A 16351-nucleotide genomic window follows, 5' to 3' on the forward strand; every position below is an offset into this window, starting at 1 on the left:
TCTTAATCGCCGAAGGGTTGTTAAACAAATGACTGATGCAAATCTATCCGAGCGGGCACTTCCCACGCTATATATTGTACCGACGCCAATCGGCAATTTGGCTGACATCACGCAACGTGCGTTAGAGGTGTTAGCCAATGTTGACCTGATTGCCGCCGAAGATACGCGGCACACGGCTCGATTATTGTCGCATTTCTCGATTAGCACCAAAACGTTTGCCCTGCACGAACATAATGAGCAGCAAAAAGCGGCTGCGCTGATTAATCGCTTGCAGCAAGGTCAGTCGATAGCTCTGGTCTCCGATGCGGGCACGCCGCTGATCAGTGACCCAGGCTATCACCTTGTGACGCAATGCCGCGACGCGGGGATCCGAGTGGTTCCGCTGCCGGGCGCGTGTGCGGTGGTGACTGCATTGAGTGCATCAGGCTTGCCTTCAGACCGCTTTAGTTTTGAAGGGTTCCTGCCGCCGAAAACGAAAGCCCGTCAAGACACGTTCCGTGATTTAGCCGATGACCCGCGCACCTTGATTTTTTATGAGTCGCCGCACCGTATCCGCGATAGTTTGGCCGATATGCTGGCAGTGCTTGGGCCAGAACGTCGCGTGGTACTGGCGCGCGAGCTCACCAAAACCTTTGAAACCATCCACGGTGCGCCCTTGGGGACATTAATTGAATGGTTGAATGAAGACCCCAACCGCTTAAAAGGCGAGATGGTGTTGCTAGTGGCCGGCCACCGTGCCGATAAAAATGCGTTGCCACAGTCCGCCTGTCGCGCATTAGGGTTACTTGCCGCTGAGCTACCTCTTAAAAAAGCGGCGGCGTTAGTCGCGGAACTGTATTCGGTTAAAAAGAACGCACTCTATAAGTGGGGCTTGGAGAATCTGTAACTGGGCGTGATTTTGGCTGGCTTGCGCTAACAATCTTCTATATACTCCCCCGCTCGAGTTGGCCGGGTAACCGCTGCTTTATTGATGTCCTTTGGGAGACTGATAAAGGGGAGGAAAGTCCGGGCTCCTCAGGGCAGGGTGCCAGGTAACGCCTGGGGGGCGTGAGCCTACGACCAGTGCAGCAGAGAGTAGACCGCCGATGGCTCTTCGGAGCACAGGTAAGGGTGAAAGGGTGCGGTAAGAGCGCACCGCGCGTCTGGCAACAGTTCGTGGCACGGTAAACTCCACCCGGAGCAAGACCAAATAGGTCCCTATTGGCGCGGCCCGCGTTTGGGGACGGGTAGGTTGCTGGAGCCTGTGAGCGATTGCAGGCCTAGACGAATGGTTACCGCCGTTTTTACGGTACAGAACCCGGCTTACAGGCCAACTCAACCGCATTTATAGGCGAGCCTTTTGGGCTCGCCTTCTTGTTTTCAGCGATTGGTCAGATGATTTAGTTATATTGCTATCAATAGTCGATAAGTGAACGCAGACTAACCAGCTGAATTGCCTCTTTTATTTCATAATGTGTGATCGTAATCACTTTCGTGACTCGCTTGACTTTCTTTTTACCTGCTACGTACACTTCTGGGTGGGAAAATGTGGTGTAAAGTGGATAATTTTGGTGAAAAAGGGAAAATAACGCCATGTTACGAGGCGTCAGCGCCATTTCGGTCGATAAAAAAGGACGGCTTGCCTTGCCGACCCGTTATCGTGATGCGTTAGTTGCGCATTGCGAAGGCCGCTTTGTGTGCACCATTGATCACCAACTCCCTTGCTTGGCCTTATATCCGGTCCCTGAATGGGAAGTGATTGAAGACAAGCTCTCAAAATTATCCAGCTTTCAGCCTGCAGAGCGGCGTCTCCAGCGTTTGTTGCTTGGGCACGCATTTGATTGCGAAATGGACGGACAAGGGCGACTGCTGCTTGGGTCCACGTTGCGCCAATATGCCGGACTGGATGGCAAAGCGATGTTGGTTGGCCAGCTCAACAAATTTGAAATTTGGGATGAGCAAACCTGGCAGCAGCAAATTCGTCAGGATATGGATACACAGGCGGAGTCAAACCACCTCATCAGTGAACGATTAGCAGATCTGTCACTGTAATTAATGAAGCGAATTTATGTCAGAACAATATACCCATGTATCCGTCCTTTTAAATGAATCTGTGGACGGCCTTGCCATTAAACCTGACGGCATTTATGTCGACGGCACCTTTGGTCGTGGCGGCCACTCGCGACATATTTTGTCTCAGTTGGGCGAGAACGGGCGCTTGTATGCGATTGATCGCGATCCTCGTGCCATCGAAGAAGCGGGCACCATCAAGGATCCGCGTTTTCAAATTATTCATGGGCCATTTTCGGGCATTGAAACCTACCTCACCGATTTAGGATTGGCAGGAAAAGTCGATGGTGTGTTGCTCGATTTGGGCGTGTCTTCGCCACAGCTGGATGATCCGACCCGTGGCTTTAGTTTTTTGCGTGATGGTCCGCTCGATATGCGTATGGACCCGACCGCCGGCCAGTCTGCGGCGCAGTGGTTGGAAACGGCAAGCGCCGATGACATTGCTTGGGTGCTAAAAGTCTTCGGCGAAGAACGCTTTGCCAAGCGGATTGCTCATGCGATCGTCAAATACCGTGAAGATGAAGAGACCCCGCCGCTTGAAACCACCAGTCAACTGGCCAAGTTGATCGACAACACGGTGCCGTTTAAAGAGAAGAAAAAGCACCCCGCGACCCGCAGCTTTCAGGCGATCCGCATTTATATCAACAGTGAGCTCGATGAGATAGAACTGGCCTTGCAAGGCGCATTGGCGGTGTTGGCGCCTCAAGGACGCTTATCGGTGATCAGTTTCCACTCACTCGAAGATCGCATGGTGAAACGCTTTATTCGCAAACAAAGCAAAGGGCCGGAGGTGCCGAGAGGGGTGCCGCTGACCGAGGCGCAGATTGCTGAACTTGGTTCGGCGGCGATGAAACCCATAGGTAAAGCGATCAAACCATCGTCACAAGAAATTGAACACAATGCCCGTGCCCGTAGTTCGGTGCTGCGTGTAGCAGAAAAGCTTGGATAAACCATGGAAAGACGCCCGAGCCTCGCTAAACAAATTCGCCACGACCTACTGGCAGTAGGCAAGGTGCCTTTGTTGCTGCTCGGCGCCGTGCTGGTCTCGGCAATTGCGGTGGTATTGATGACACAATCCACCCGCAACTTGATTGCTAAACAAGATGCGTTGCTCGACCAGCGTGAAACGTTAGAAGTGGAATGGCGAAACCAACTGTTGGAGGAAAACTCCTTGTCGGAACATAGCCATGTCGAATCTGTGGCGCGAAACGCGTTTGGTATGATTCGGCCCACGCAAAAAAATGAAGTGATCGTTAAACGACCCTTGAGTACGAACCCGTGAAAAAGCGTACCCAGAAGCCAGCAAATCGACGCACGCCAAAAGCGCCACCTGTTTTTATCAAGTGGCGCTTTGGCCTTATTTGTGTGTTTATTGGTCTCGCGTTCGCCGCACTGGTGGCTCGGGCGGCTTTTATTCAAGTGATTGAGCCCGACCGTTTACGCTACGAAGGGGACTTACGTTCGGTCAGGGTGGAAGAAGTACATTCCGCCCGTGGGATGATATCCGACCGCAATGGTGAGCCTCTGGCGGTCAGTGTGCCTGTCCAAGCAGTCTGGGCGGATCCTGTCACGGTATTTAAGCATCAGGGATTAGCGAAAAAAGATCGTTGGTACGCACTTGCGGATGTGTTGGGACTGGATCGCCAAGCTCTGATCGACAAAATTGAAGCAAACCGCAACCGCCGGTTTATCTACCTGCAGCGCCAAGTCCGCCCGGCCATGGCGTCTTATGTCAATAAGCTCGACCTGCCCGGGGTGGGCTTAAAAGAAGAATCTCGTCGTTTTTATCCTAGTGCCGAAGTAAGTGCTCACTTAGTGGGTGTGACCGGTATCGACGGTCACGGTTTGGAAGGGATTGAACGCCGTTACGATGAGTGGCTTACCGGTGAACATGGCAAACGTACCGTACGCAAAGACCGCTTTGGTCGCGTGGTAGAGCACATTGCCACCGAAGATAAAAAAGAAGGCCAACCTATCGCATTGAGCATTGATCAGCGTCTGCAAGCCATTGCTTATCGCGCGATTAAGCAAGCGGTCGCAGATTACCGCGCGACGTCTGGTTCACTGGTGATGGTAGATGTCAAAACCGGTGAAGTACTCGCCATGGTCAATGCGCCTTCCTATAACCCCAATAACCGTGGTGATCTGAAAAGCTTTAATATGCGCAACCGTGCGATCACCGATGTGTTTGAGCCCGGCTCTACCATGAAGCCTTTTGTGGTGCTGACGGCGTTGGAGAATGGGGTCGCCGACATGAATACCGTGATTGATACCGGAAACGGCATCATGCAAATCGGCGGCAGCCGCGTGCGTGATGTGTCGAAAGTCGGAAAAGCCAATCTGGCGCGCATTCTCAAAAAATCCAGCAACATCGGTGTCAGTAAGCTGTCACTGGCTATGCCGGTCGAAACCTTACTTGGCGAGTATGGCAGCTTTGGTTTGGGGGCGAGCACAGGCGTTGAGCTGGTGGGCGAGTCGGTGGGTATTTTCCCGACCCGTCGCCGTTGGTCCGATTTTGAACGTGCGACCTTAGCGTTTGGTTATGGCTTGTCAGTCACGCCCGCACAACTTGCCCGTGCTTATGCCACCTTGGGCTCACTGGGTGTGAATCGTCCGTTGAGTATCATCAAGCATGAAGGGGTGACGGAAGGCAAACAAGTCGCCACCCGCGACAATGTTTATAAAGTACTGCAGATGCTAGAAGGTGTCACCCAAGAAGGTGGCAGTGCGCGTCGTGCGGCGGTGGATGGATATCGTGTTGGTGCTAAAACCGGGACGGCAAAAGTCGCGGTCGCGGGAGGATACGGTGACGAATACATTGGCTACACCGCGGGGCTGGCGCCGATCAGTAACCCACGACTCGCGATGGTGGTGGTGATCAACGAACCCCAAGGTGACAAGTATTACGGCGGCCAAGTGGCAGCCCCTGTATTTTCGAGCGTGATGAAAAGTGCGCTTCAGATTTTAAATATTGCTCCGGACGCTCAGACCGGCCCGGGGCTTCAAGTAGCTCAGCGTTCTAACCAAGTGGATGCGAATGAATGATTTAAAGCAGTGGCTAAGCCCTTGGCTAGCTGATGCACCGAGTATCACAGTAAACCGACTCACGTTGGACAGTCGCCAAGTGACGTCAGGGGATGTGTTTGTTGCCATTGCCGGCCATCAAGTGGACGGTCGTCGATTTATTCCTGCGGCCATCGAGGCCGGTGCGGTGGCGATTGTTCAGCAAGCCGATGATGCAATGGCGCGTCTTGATTGGCACCACGAGGTGCCAGTTATCTCTTTGCCGGATCTCCCCGCCTTATTGTCAGCGTTGGCGGCGCGGTTCTATCACGACCCGCAGCAGCGAGTAGGCTTGATTGGCGTGACTGGCACCAACGGTAAGACCACGGTGTCGCAGCTGATTGCACAATGGCTTGATGCGCTAAATGCGCCCACCGCGGTGATGGGCACCACAGGCAATGGCTTTATCGGCCGACTGCAGGCCGCGGAAAATACCACGGGCGATGCCATTAGTATTCAAGCGCAGTTAGCGACCTTTGCCGACCAAGGCGCCAAGCATGTAGCGATGGAAGTGTCCTCGCATGGATTGGTGCAAGGCCGCGTGGCGAGCTTGGCCTTTGATGCGGCGGTATTTACCAATCTCAGCCACGACCACCTTGATTATCACGGCACCTTAGCGGCATACGCTGAGGCGAAAAAGCAGCTTTTCTCATTGGGTAATCCGCTCAAAGTGATTAATGCCGATGATAAGGTGGGACGCCAATGGCTACGCGAGTGGCCCGAGGCGATTGCGGTCGCGCTGCACGCAGATTCTTTGCAACACCACGTCGGCCCTTATGTGCGTGCCACCCAGATTGATTTTGCCACCGACGGCGTGCGTGTGATGGTCGAAACCAGTTGGGGGCAAGGGGAGTTGAATGCTGCCTTGGTGGGGGATTTTAACGTCAGCAATCTCTTGGTCAGCTTGGCGACCCTATTAGGCTTAGGCTATTCACTGGATGCCTTGTTAGCCACTAGCGATCAATTGAACGCCGTCATTGGCCGGATGGAGGTTTTTCTTGCTCCTGACAAACCGACCATGGTGGTTGACTATGCTCACACGCCCGATGCGCTGGAGAAGGCACTGATCGCACTGCGCCGCCACTGTCGGGGTAAGTTGTGGTGTGTATTTGGCTGCGGCGGCGATCGCGATACTCGCAAGCGTCCGGTGATGGCTCGCATCGCAGAGCAATATGCCGATCAGGCGGTATTGACTAACGATAACCCGCGCAGTGAAGCGCCCAATGCGATTACCGATGACATGCTTGCTGGGATGCAGGCCCCCGATAACGCGTGGGTGGAGCACGATCGCGCGCGTGCGTTGTCACGGGTGATGCAGGCGGCCAAGGCTGACGATATCGTGCTGGTCGCGGGCAAAGGCCATGAAGACTACCAAGTCCTTGCCGACGGCAAAGTGCATTATTCCGACCGTGAAACCGTGGCTGCGTTACTGAAGGAGTTACCATGATTACCACCGCACTCACAACTTTTGCTGATGTTTTGGCCGCGCAATGGCACGGTGTGGACACCCCGCCGACGCTGGATGTTGCCGCGATCACTACAGATACCCGACAGGTGTCTGAAGGCGCGCTATTTGTGGCGTTGAAAGGCGAACGGTTTGATGGGCACGACTTTGCAGAACAAGCCAAGCAGGCGGGCGCTGTAGCTCTGGTGGTATCGACACCGCTGGATATCGACTTGCCGCAATTGGTGGTCAACGATACCCGTATCGCACTGGGCCAGCTGGGCGCGTGGGTTAAAGCGCAGTGTCAGGTTCCTACTATCGCGATTACGGGCAGCTGTGGCAAAACCACGGTCAAAGAAATGCTCGCGTCCATTTTGTCGCGCAAAGGGAAGACCTTGGCCACCGCAGGCAATTTTAATAACGATATCGGGGTGCCGCTCACCTTGTTTCGTCTCACGCCCGATCATGACTATGCGGTGATTGAGCTGGGGGCGAACCATATCGGTGAAATTGCATACACCACATCGCTTGTCAAACCGGATATTGCCATGGTGACCAACCTTGCAGCTGCCCACCTTGAAGGGTTTGGCTCGCTAGAGGGGGTCGCGACCGCCAAAGGTGAAATCTATCAAGGCCTGCCTCAAGGCGGCATTGCGCTGGTTAACGCGCAAAGCCATGGCGGTGAGAAATGGCAAGCCGTGTTGGCAGACAAAAACGTGATTCAGGTGACTGAGCAAGCGGCTGCGCCTTTGCAACTGGTGGAGAGCGAGCTGGTCGAGGCGGGCTGCTACCGCTTAGTGTTCAGTGACGGCGAGCAGCAATCTACGGTGACGTTACCGCTGCCCGGCAAACACAATATTACCAATGCATTGATGGCCGGGTGTGCCGCGATGCAGTTACCGGGCGTGACCTTAGAGGACGTTACTCAAGGACTTGCGGCGATGAAAAATGCCGCAGGTCGCACCGAAGTGAGTGAGCCGCGTGCCGGACTGCGCTTGATTGACGATACCTACAATGCCAGCGTTCCGGCGATGAAATCCGCCATCGACGTGCTTGCCAGTTATTCTGGCGAGCGTTGGTTGATTTTAGGCGATATGGCCGAGCTAGGGCAGTACAGCGAACAAATGCACCGAGAAGTGGGTGAGCACGCCGCTAAGGCGGGGCTGACGCAGGTGTTTACCACAGGAACCGATAGCCGTGTGATCAGTGAATGCTGTCACGGCCGTCATTTTGACTCAAAAGACGCGCTGATCGCGCATGTAGTAACCATGATGAAAACACATAATCCCGACACCATTTTGGTCAAAGGCGCCCGAGGTATGGCGATGGAGGCGGTTGTTGCCGCCATTAAGGAGGCCTGCTGATGCTGGTATGGTTAGCTGAGGCATTGCAGGGCTTTTTCCCGTCGATGCGACTGTTTGAATATTTGACCTTTCGCGCCATTGTGAGTGCGTTAACTGCGCTGGTGTTCTCGTTATGGATGGGGCCTAGATTGATCAAATATCTGCAATCGATGCAGATTGGCCAAGTGGTACGAGAAGAAGGGCCCGAATCGCACTTTAGCAAGCGTGGTACACCTACGATGGGCGGGGTGCTTATCCTAGCCGCCATTACCCTGACCGTCTTTTTATGGGCAGATTTATCGAACCCCTATGTGTGGGCGGTGATGGTAGTGTTGCTAGGGTACGGTACGGTCGGCTTTGTCGATGATTATCGCAAAGTGGTGCGCAAAAACACCGATGGCTTAATTGCACGTTGGAAGTATTTTTGGCAATCCGCCATTGCGCTAGGTGTGGCGTTTGCGCTGTATGCGCACGGTAGTGACACCGCCGCGACCCAACTGGTTGTTCCCTTTTTCAAAGATGTGATGCCTCAACTGGGGCTGTTTTATATCGTCTTTACCTATTTTGTGATTGTTGGTACCAGTAATGCGGTGAACCTAACCGATGGGTTGGATGGTCTTGCGATTTTGCCGACGGTGATGGTCGCGGGAGGCTTTGCGTTTATTGCGTGGGCAACGGGGAATGTGAACTTTGCCAGCTATCTGCATATCCCTTACATCAAATACAGCAGTGAGCTGGTGGTGGTGTGTGCGGCTATTGTCGGCGCTGGCTTAGGCTTTTTGTGGTTTAACACCTATCCAGCCCAAGTATTCATGGGCGATGTCGGCTCGTTGGCCCTCGGTGGCGCGCTAGGCACCATTGCTGTCTTGGTGCGCCAAGAATTGCTGTTGATCATCATGGGCGGTGTGTTTGTGATGGAAACCGTGTCGGTGATCTTGCAAGTCGGCTCTTATAAATTGCGTGGGCAGCGCATTTTCCGTATGGCACCGATTCATCATCACTATGAATTAAAAGGGTGGCCGGAGCCGCGAGTCATTGTCCGCTTTTGGATTATTTCTTTGATGCTGGTGCTGATTGCACTGGCAACGCTGAAGGTACGTTAATCATGTCAACCGTGAGCCAGCGTTCGTTAACCGAGTTTGATCATATCGTGGTGATGGGCTTGGGGGTGACTGGATTATCCGTGGTGCGCTTTATTGCCCGCCATCATCCTCAAGCGACGATTCGCGTGATGGATTCGCGTCTTCAACCTCCCGGGTGTGATCAACTGCCGGCTCAGGTGGCATTACATACCGGTAGTTGGCAGGAACAGTGGTTAGCCGACGCCGATCTGGTGGTGACTAACCCAGGCATTGCGCTGACGACGCCCGCGCTTGGCCCTGTTCATCAAGCGGGCATCCCCATCGTTGGCGATATTGAGCTCTTTGCGTGGTATTGCGATAAGCCGGTGGTCGCCATCACCGGGTCGAACGGAAAAAGTACCGTCACCGCCTTAGTGGGCGAGATGGCGAAAGCGGCGGGTATCCGTGTGGGTGTGGGTGGCAATATCGGTGTCGCGGCGCTTGATTTACTCGACCAAGGGCATGACTTATATGTGCTGGAGCTGTCGAGCTTTCAACTGGAAACCACGGCGTCATTGGCGTTGGATGGCGCCGCGTTTTTAAACTTTTCTGAAGATCACATGGATCGTTACGACAGCTTGGCTGATTATCGCGCGGCCAAGTTACGTATTTTCGCTCACGCACACACCCGGATTGCCAACGCTGATGATAAAGCAACACACAGTGAGCAACCTCTCGTTTTATTTGGCTTTCAGCAAGGCGACTATCGTCTTATCAGCCATCAAGGCCAAGAGTGGCTCAGTGTGGAGGGTGATCCTGTCCTGCCCGTGGCCGAACTGGCGCTCGTTGGGCGTCATAATGTCGCCAATTGCTTAGCGGCAATGGCATTGGCAGACAGTGTCGGTATCGATCGCGATGGACAAGTTCAGGCGATGCAAACCTATACTGGCTTGCCTCATCGTTGCCAGACGGTGGCAACGATCAACGGCGTAACTTGGGTCAATGATTCCAAAGCGACCAATGTGGCCAGCACGTTAGCCGCTTTGGACGGCTTAACGCTGCAAGGGCAGCTTCATCTGCTACTCGGTGGTGATGGTAAAGGTGCGGATTTTCATGCGCTTCAACCTGTGTTGGATAAGCTATCTGCCCAGCTATATTGCTTTGGGCAAGATGGTGACAAACTGGCTGCATTGAGCCGTTCGTCGCATCGTTTTGGGACCTTGGAGCAGGCGATTGATGTCATTGCCCAACACGTTGCACCGGGTGATATGGTGCTATTGTCACCAGCTTGTTCGAGCCTCGATCAGTTCGCCAACTTTATGGCACGTGGCGATGCCTTTGCCGATGCTGTCAAACAACTAACCGTGAGTGATGCCCGATGATACGCACTTGGCCCAAACAGTGTTGGTCTTGGCTGCGCACCCCATCGCCGGGTGTGCTCTATGATCGCCAACTTGTTTGGGTATCACTGTTATTGATGGTGATTGGTCTGGTGATGGTGACGTCGGCGTCTATCCCGGTCGCCCTTCGCTTGGCCGATGCCCCATTTTTATTTGCGAAACGGCACGCGATTTATCTCACGGTAGCCGTGATAGCGGCTGTGGTGGTGATGTATATTCCCGTGCGGCTTTGGCAAAAATACAGTGGTTGGATGCTATTGCTGTCATCGGTGTTGCTGTTGGCCGTGTTAGCCATCGGGCGCTCGGTCAACGGCGCAGCGCGCTGGATCTCCATTGCTGGGATCAATGTTCAGCCTGCGGAGATTGCCAAGTTATCTCTATTCGTTTTTTTGGCAGGATACCTCGTCCGTCGTCATGGTGAGGTGCGCGAGCACTTTCGTGGCTTTGCGAAGCCGCTTGCGGTGCTGTTGTTATTTGCAAGCTTACTCCTTGCCCAGCCCGATTTAGGCTCAGTGGTGGTGATGTTTGTGACCACGGTGGGCATGTTGTTTATTGCCGGCGCCAAATTGTGGCAATTTATCGCGCTGCTGGTGGCAGGGCTCACGCTGGTGGGAGGTTTGATCATTGCAGAGCCTTATCGGGTGCGGCGTGTTACCGCTTTCCTTGACCCTTGGCAAGACCCGTTTGGCAGTGGCTATCAGCTCACCCAATCGTTAATGGCGTTTGGACGCGGTGATTGGTTTGGGCAAGGCTTGGGCAACTCGATTCAAAAATTGGAGTACTTGCCAGAAGCGCATACCGACTTTGTGTTCGCCGTGATTGCCGAAGAGCTAGGGCTGGTGGGCGTTAGTGTCATTTTGGTTTTAATTTTCTGTTTGGTCTTCAAAGCCTTATTTATTGGCAGACGTTGTCTTGAACAAGAACAATTGTTTGGTGGCTTTCTCGCCTTTGGTATCGGAATTTGGTTTGCGTTTCAAACCATGGTGAATGTGGGCGCTGCCGCGGGCATGCTGCCGACCAAGGGGCTGACGCTGCCTCTGATCAGTTATGGCGGTTCCAGCCTTTTGATCATGGCAATGGCGGTCGCCCTGCTGTTACGCATCGACCATGAGTACCGTTTAGCCACGGCCCAAGCCCATCAAATCAAGCATTATCAGGATAAAATTCAACACGATGAGCAGTAAACGTTTATTGGTAATGGCGGGGGGAACCGGTGGACATGTGTTTCCCGGCCTCGCGGTCGCCAAATATTTAGAGCAACAAGGCTGGCAGATCCGTTGGCTGGGTACTGCGGATCGCATGGAAGCGGATCTGGTTCCCAAACACGGCATTGATATTGAGTTTATTCGTGTCAAAGGCTTGATCGGTTCGGGCCTGATCCGCAAGCTGCGTGCGCCGTGGATGATCCTCAGCGCCATTTGGCAAGCGCGCCAAATCATTAAGCGCTACCAACCCGATGCGGTGTTGGGCATGGGCGGATATGTGAGTGGCCCCGGCGGCATCGCTGCTTGGCTCAGTGGTGTACCTGTGGTGCTTCATGAACAGAATGCGGTGGCTGGGTTAACCAACCAATGGTTGGCGAAAGTGGCTAAGCAAGTACTGCAAGCCTTTCCGGGAGCGTTTGAGGGTAAGCCTGTGGTCGGCAATCCGGTGCGCCGTGATGTGTGCACCTTGCCCTCACCGGCAGCACGCTTTCGTGACCGCAACGGACCATTGCGTATTCTGGTGATGGGCGGCAGCCAAGGTGCGCGCATCTTAAACCAAACCGTGCCTGTTGCGGTGGCAAAAACGGCGCAGCCGGTCATGGTGCGACACCAAGCCGGGAAAGGAAACGCGCAAAGCACAGAAGCGGCGTATCACGCTGAGGGCGTTACCGATGCGACCGTGACCGAGTTTATTGATGATGTTGCTAGTGCTTATGCTTGGGCCGATGTGGTGATTTGTCGCAGTGGCGCTTTGACGGTCTCGGAACTCGCGGCAGCCGGTGTGGGGGCGATCTTTGTGCCCTTTATGCATGCCGACCGTCAGCAAGCACTAAACGGTGATTACTTGGTTGAACGTGATGCGGCACTGATGATTGAACAGCCATCACTGACAGCCGCCACGCTGGCTGAGACAATTGACGGCTTAGACCGAGCGCGCCTCCTTACGATGGCGAACGCCGCGCGTGATGCCGCGATCATTGATGCGGATGCACGTGTGGCACAAGTGATTGCCGAACAAGCAAAATAATAGAGAAAAGATGAATGGGTAAATTGGATAATCAGCAGCTAGAAAAACTTCGCACCATGATCCCGGAAATGCGTCGGGTGAAACGGATCCACTTTGTGGGCATTGGCGGTGCGGGGATGTGTGGTATTGCTGAAGTGCTGATTAACGAAGGTTACCAAATAACCGGCTCGGATCTTGCACAAAATGTGGTCACCGAGCGTTTGGCGTCCATGGGGGCAGAGATCTTTATCGGTCATCAAGCCAGTCACATCGAGAAAGCAAGCGTGGTGGTGGTCTCTACCGCCATCAAGCCCGATAACCCGGAAGTGGTCGCGGCAAAATCTCTCCGCATTCCGGTGGTTCGTCGTGCCGAAATGTTGGCTGAATTGATGCGATATCGGCACGGTATTGCCGTTGCCGGCACCCATGGTAAAACCACGACCACCGCATTAGTGACCCAGATCTATTCGGAAGCCGGTTTAGATCCCACTTTTGTCAATGGTGGATTAGTCAAAAGTGCTGGCACCAACGCGCGTTTGGGGAGTAGCCGATATTTGATTGCGGAAGCGGACGAAAGCGATGCCTCTTTTTTGCATTTACAACCTATGGTCGCCATCGTTACCAATATTGAAGCCGACCATATGGATACCTACGGCGGTAACTTTGAAACGCTAAAGCAAACCTTTATTGATTTTCTTCATAATCTGCCGTTTTACGGGTTAGCGGTGGTGTGTATTGATGATCCTGTGGTACGCGCCCTGATCCCATCGATTGGTCGCCAAGTGATCACCTATGGCTTTTCTGATGATGCCGATGTGCGTTTGCACGATTATCACCAAAAAGGTCAGCGCGGGATTTTTAAAGTCACCCGTCCGGGACGCGAGACCTTGACCATAGAACTCAATATTCCGGGACAACACAACGCATTAAACGCCAGTGCCGCGATTGCTGTCGCGACCGAAGACGGTGTGGATGACGCTGCGATTGTGCGTGCGCTTGCCAGTTTTGAAGGAACAGGACGTCGTTTTGACCAACTGGGAGAATTCCCTGTCGAGCAAGGAACGGCGTTATTGGTTGATGATTATGGTCACCACCCGAGTGAAGTGGATGTCACCATTAAAGCGGCACGCGCTGGCTGGCAAGATCACCGTTTGGTGATGATCTTTCAGCCGCACCGGTACAGCCGTACCCGCGATCTCTATGATGATTTTGCCAATGTGCTGGAAAACGTGGATGTGCTGTTGATGTTGGATGTCTATTCCGCGGGAGAAACACCGATAGCGGGGGCTGACGGTAGAAGTTTGTGTCGCAGCATTCGGGCGCGAGGCAAGCTCGATCCGATTTTTGTGCCAAATGCCGAGGCGTTACCGGCCGCATTGGCCAATGTACTGCAAGCGAATGACTTAGTTTTAACACAAGGCGCGGGTGACATTGGTAAAGTAGCGCGAAATTTAGCGGCAATGGCGCTGGATAAAGCAAAAATGGCACAACAAAAAACAAACTGATGTGATAAAAAGCTGTGTCATAATCGGATGATCCGAATAAAAAGGCGGCTTTTTTCGCATCACAGAGCAAAATTGCTCGGAACAGATCTCAGCTTATTGATACAAAGCGTCAATCAAGTTGGAGCACGAGGCGCGGGATCGCTATAATCAGTCGGTTTTTTCGCTGGGTGTGTCAAGCTTGCTCGACACAAGGCGATAACAAAGGTATGAGCATGGTAAATGCGCTCACACGCATACAAGAAACGGTGAACCTTGAACGTCAGCAATGGGCGGGATTGGTGTTTCTTACCGCAGTCATTCTTTTGATGGTGACCGGCTTTGTGCGAGTGATCGATTGGATGAGCGATGAGCAGCAGCTGCCTTTGTCTCAGTTGGTCATCGAAGGCGATCGGACTCAGGTCAGTGATCAGCAAGTGCGCGACGCAGTGTTGTCGGTCGGCACCCTGAAAAGTTTTATGTTGCAAGATGTGAATAGCATCCAGGCAAATATCGAGGCGCTGCCTTGGGTTAAGCACGTGGCGGTTCGCAAACAGTGGCCGAACACCTTGAAAGTCCACATTACCGAGTACCAAGCGCGGGCTATCTGGAATGGACAGAAGCTGTTAACGCCTGAGGGCGAGATTTTTGATGGCACGCCGGCGGATGTTGCAGGACAGGATCTGGTGTCTTTGCACGGTATGCCAGAGAGTGCAAAAGAGGTGCTTGCCGCCAGTGAGACTCTAAATGCGCAGCTCAATCGCATTGGCTTGTCGATTCAAGCCTTATCACTGAACGAGCGACGCTCTTGGCGTATCGTGACACGCAGCGGCATACGGATTGAGTTGGGTCGAGAAGCACGAGAAGAGCGCTTAGCGCGGCTTGTGCACCTTTACCCTGAGATACAGCAACAACAAACACCGATCGCTTACGTGGACTTACGCTATGACACAGGTGCTGCCGTAGGTTGGAAAACAGAGACGGAAGAGACGACTAGCCAAGATTAAGAGATGGTGTGAATGAATAAAGCGACAGATAAATCACTGATTGTTGGACTGGATATCGGTACGTCCAAAGTGTCTGCGCTGGTCAGTGAAGTGCTGCCAGACGGCACCATCAACGTATTGGGCGTGGGGACCAGCCCGTCTCGTGGCATGGATAAAGGTGGCGTCAACGACCTAGAATCTGTGGTCAAATCCGTCCAGCGTGCGGTGAATGAAGCAGAAATGATGGCGGATTGCCAAATCAGTTCTGTGTATCTTTCTTTGTCAGGAAAGCACATTCACTGCCAGACTGAAAGAGGGATGGGTACGATTTCCGATGAGGAAGTGACCCAAGATGACGTTGACAATGTGATCCACACTGCCAAGTCAGTGAAGATTAGTGATGAGCAACGCGTGCTCCATGTGATCCCACAAGAATATAAAATTGACTATCAAGAAGGGATCAAAAACCCAGTGGGGTTGTCAGGTGTGCGTATGGAAGCCAGTGTGCACCTCATCACATGTCACAATGACACGGCAAAAAATATTGAGAAAGCGGTTGAACGCTGTGGTCTTAGAGTTGATCAACTGATTTTCTCCGGCTTGTCAGCAAGCCATGCGGTGATTACACCGGACGAACGTGAGCTGGGTGTCTGCGTTGTCGATATTGGCGGTGGTACCATGGATCTCGCAGTTTGGACGGGGGGCGCGCTGCGCCACGCAGAGGTTATCCCTTATGCGGGGAACGTGATTACCAGCGACATTGCTTACGCGTTCGGAACACCGCTTGCCGACGCAGAAGACATTAAAGTGAAGTATGGCTGCGCACTTAGCGAATTGGTCAGCAAGGATGCCAAAGTCAATGTGCCCAGTGTGGGCGGACGCCCATCACGGACATTGCAGCGCCAGACACTGGCAGAAGTGATTGAGCCACGTTGTTCTGAGCTGTTGGGATTGGTCAATCAGAAGCTGGTTGCCATTCAAGACAAGCTACGCAGCGAAGGCGTGAAGCACCAGTTAGCCGCAGGCATTGTACTGACTGGCGGTGCGGCACAGATGCACGGTTTGGTCGAATGTGCTGAGCGTGTGTTTCAGAATCAAGTACGAGTTGGGCAGCCTGTGGGTGTCACCGGATTAACCGACTATGTACAAGCACCATGTTATGCAACAGCGGTTGGGCTTTTGCATTACGGCAAAGAAAACTTGCTGACAGAAACGAGTGAACCAGAGCAAAAGCGGGCTGTTGCCAGTTGGGTAAGCAAGCTGAGTAGCTGGTTTAAGAAAGAATTTTAACCCTGATGCGAACAGGAAGGACG

The 16351-nt window shown here is 53.3% G+C and carries 14 protein-coding genes and 1 other RNA gene; all 15 read left to right on the plus strand.

Annotation, left to right across the window (positions count from 1 at the left end; all coding sequences use genetic code 11):
* Positions 1-28: 28 nt before the first annotated feature.
* The 15 genes from rsmI (at position 29) to ftsA (ending at position 16328) form a co-directional block, all read left to right on the plus strand.
* Complete coding sequence (gene rsmI / locus BZG82_RS00965; protein WP_069586588.1) at positions 29-886, plus strand: 16S rRNA (cytidine(1402)-2'-O)-methyltransferase; 858 nt, start codon at positions 29-31, stop codon at positions 884-886.
* Positions 887-940: 54 nt separating this feature from the next.
* Positions 941-1321, plus strand: an RNA gene (gene rnpB / locus BZG82_RS00970) — RNase P RNA component class A.
* Between the two features lie 251 nt (positions 1322-1572).
* On the plus strand, positions 1573-2031 hold the full coding sequence (gene mraZ, locus BZG82_RS00980; protein WP_069586590.1) for a division/cell wall cluster transcriptional repressor MraZ: 459 nt from the start codon (positions 1573-1575) through the stop codon (positions 2029-2031).
* 16 nt (positions 2032-2047) lie between these two features.
* The gene (rsmH, locus tag BZG82_RS00985; protein ID WP_077639587.1) at positions 2048-2998 is read left to right on the plus strand and encodes a 16S rRNA (cytosine(1402)-N(4))-methyltransferase RsmH; all 951 of its coding nucleotides are present in this window, start codon (positions 2048-2050) and stop codon (positions 2996-2998) included.
* 3 nt (positions 2999-3001) lie between these two features.
* Positions 3002-3331, plus strand: a complete 330-nt coding sequence (ftsL, locus tag BZG82_RS00990) for a cell division protein FtsL (protein ID WP_069586592.1) — start codon at positions 3002-3004, stop codon at positions 3329-3331.
* A complete protein-coding gene (locus BZG82_RS00995) occupies positions 3328-5094 on the plus strand; it encodes a penicillin-binding transpeptidase domain-containing protein (RefSeq protein ID WP_069586593.1) in 1767 nt (588 codons plus the stop codon). Before ftsL ends, BZG82_RS00995 begins: the two co-directional genes overlap by 4 nt.
* On the plus strand, positions 5081-6559 hold the full coding sequence (murE, locus tag BZG82_RS01000) for a UDP-N-acetylmuramoyl-L-alanyl-D-glutamate--2,6-diaminopimelate ligase (protein WP_077764967.1): 1479 nt from the start codon (positions 5081-5083) through the stop codon (positions 6557-6559). The genes BZG82_RS00995 and murE overlap by 14 nt, the downstream gene beginning before the upstream one ends.
* Positions 6556-7920, plus strand: a complete 1365-nt coding sequence (locus BZG82_RS01005) for a UDP-N-acetylmuramoyl-tripeptide--D-alanyl-D-alanine ligase (protein WP_077674949.1) — start codon at positions 6556-6558, stop codon at positions 7918-7920. Before murE ends, BZG82_RS01005 begins: the two co-directional genes overlap by 4 nt.
* Positions 7920-9002, plus strand: a complete 1083-nt coding sequence (gene mraY / locus BZG82_RS01010) for a phospho-N-acetylmuramoyl-pentapeptide-transferase (protein ID WP_069586596.1) — start codon at positions 7920-7922, stop codon at positions 9000-9002. Before BZG82_RS01005 ends, mraY begins: the two co-directional genes overlap by 1 nt.
* A 2-nt stretch (positions 9003-9004) precedes the next feature.
* Positions 9005-10342: a UDP-N-acetylmuramoyl-L-alanine--D-glutamate ligase gene (gene murD / locus BZG82_RS01015; protein WP_077764968.1), complete on the plus strand. Its 1338-nt coding sequence runs from the start codon at positions 9005-9007 to the stop codon at positions 10340-10342.
* Positions 10339-11544: a cell division protein FtsW gene (ftsW, locus tag BZG82_RS01020; RefSeq protein ID WP_077639583.1), complete on the plus strand. Its 1206-nt coding sequence runs from the start codon at positions 10339-10341 to the stop codon at positions 11542-11544. The genes murD and ftsW overlap by 4 nt, the downstream gene beginning before the upstream one ends.
* Positions 11534-12592, plus strand: coding sequence for an undecaprenyldiphospho-muramoylpentapeptide beta-N-acetylglucosaminyltransferase (gene murG / locus BZG82_RS01025; RefSeq protein WP_077764969.1), 1059 nt, complete (start codon positions 11534-11536; stop codon positions 12590-12592). Before ftsW ends, murG begins: the two co-directional genes overlap by 11 nt.
* Before the next feature lie 14 nt (positions 12593-12606).
* The gene (gene murC, locus BZG82_RS01030; RefSeq protein WP_077662349.1) at positions 12607-14076 is read left to right on the plus strand and encodes a UDP-N-acetylmuramate--L-alanine ligase; all 1470 of its coding nucleotides are present in this window, start codon (positions 12607-12609) and stop codon (positions 14074-14076) included.
* Positions 14077-14288: 212 nt separating this feature from the next.
* A complete protein-coding gene (locus BZG82_RS01035) occupies positions 14289-15059 on the plus strand; it encodes a cell division protein FtsQ/DivIB (protein ID WP_108742940.1) in 771 nt (256 codons plus the stop codon).
* Positions 15060-15071: 12 nt separating this feature from the next.
* Positions 15072-16328 carry a cell division protein FtsA gene (gene ftsA / locus BZG82_RS01040; protein ID WP_069586602.1) on the plus strand — a complete coding sequence of 419 codons (1257 nt, stop codon included), beginning with the start codon at positions 15072-15074 and terminating at the stop codon, positions 16326-16328.
* Positions 16329-16351: the final 23 nt, after the last annotated feature.

Source organism: Salinivibrio sp. PR5 (genome assembly GCF_001996085.1).
Lineage (GTDB): Bacteria > Pseudomonadota > Gammaproteobacteria > Enterobacterales > Vibrionaceae > Salinivibrio > Salinivibrio proteolyticus.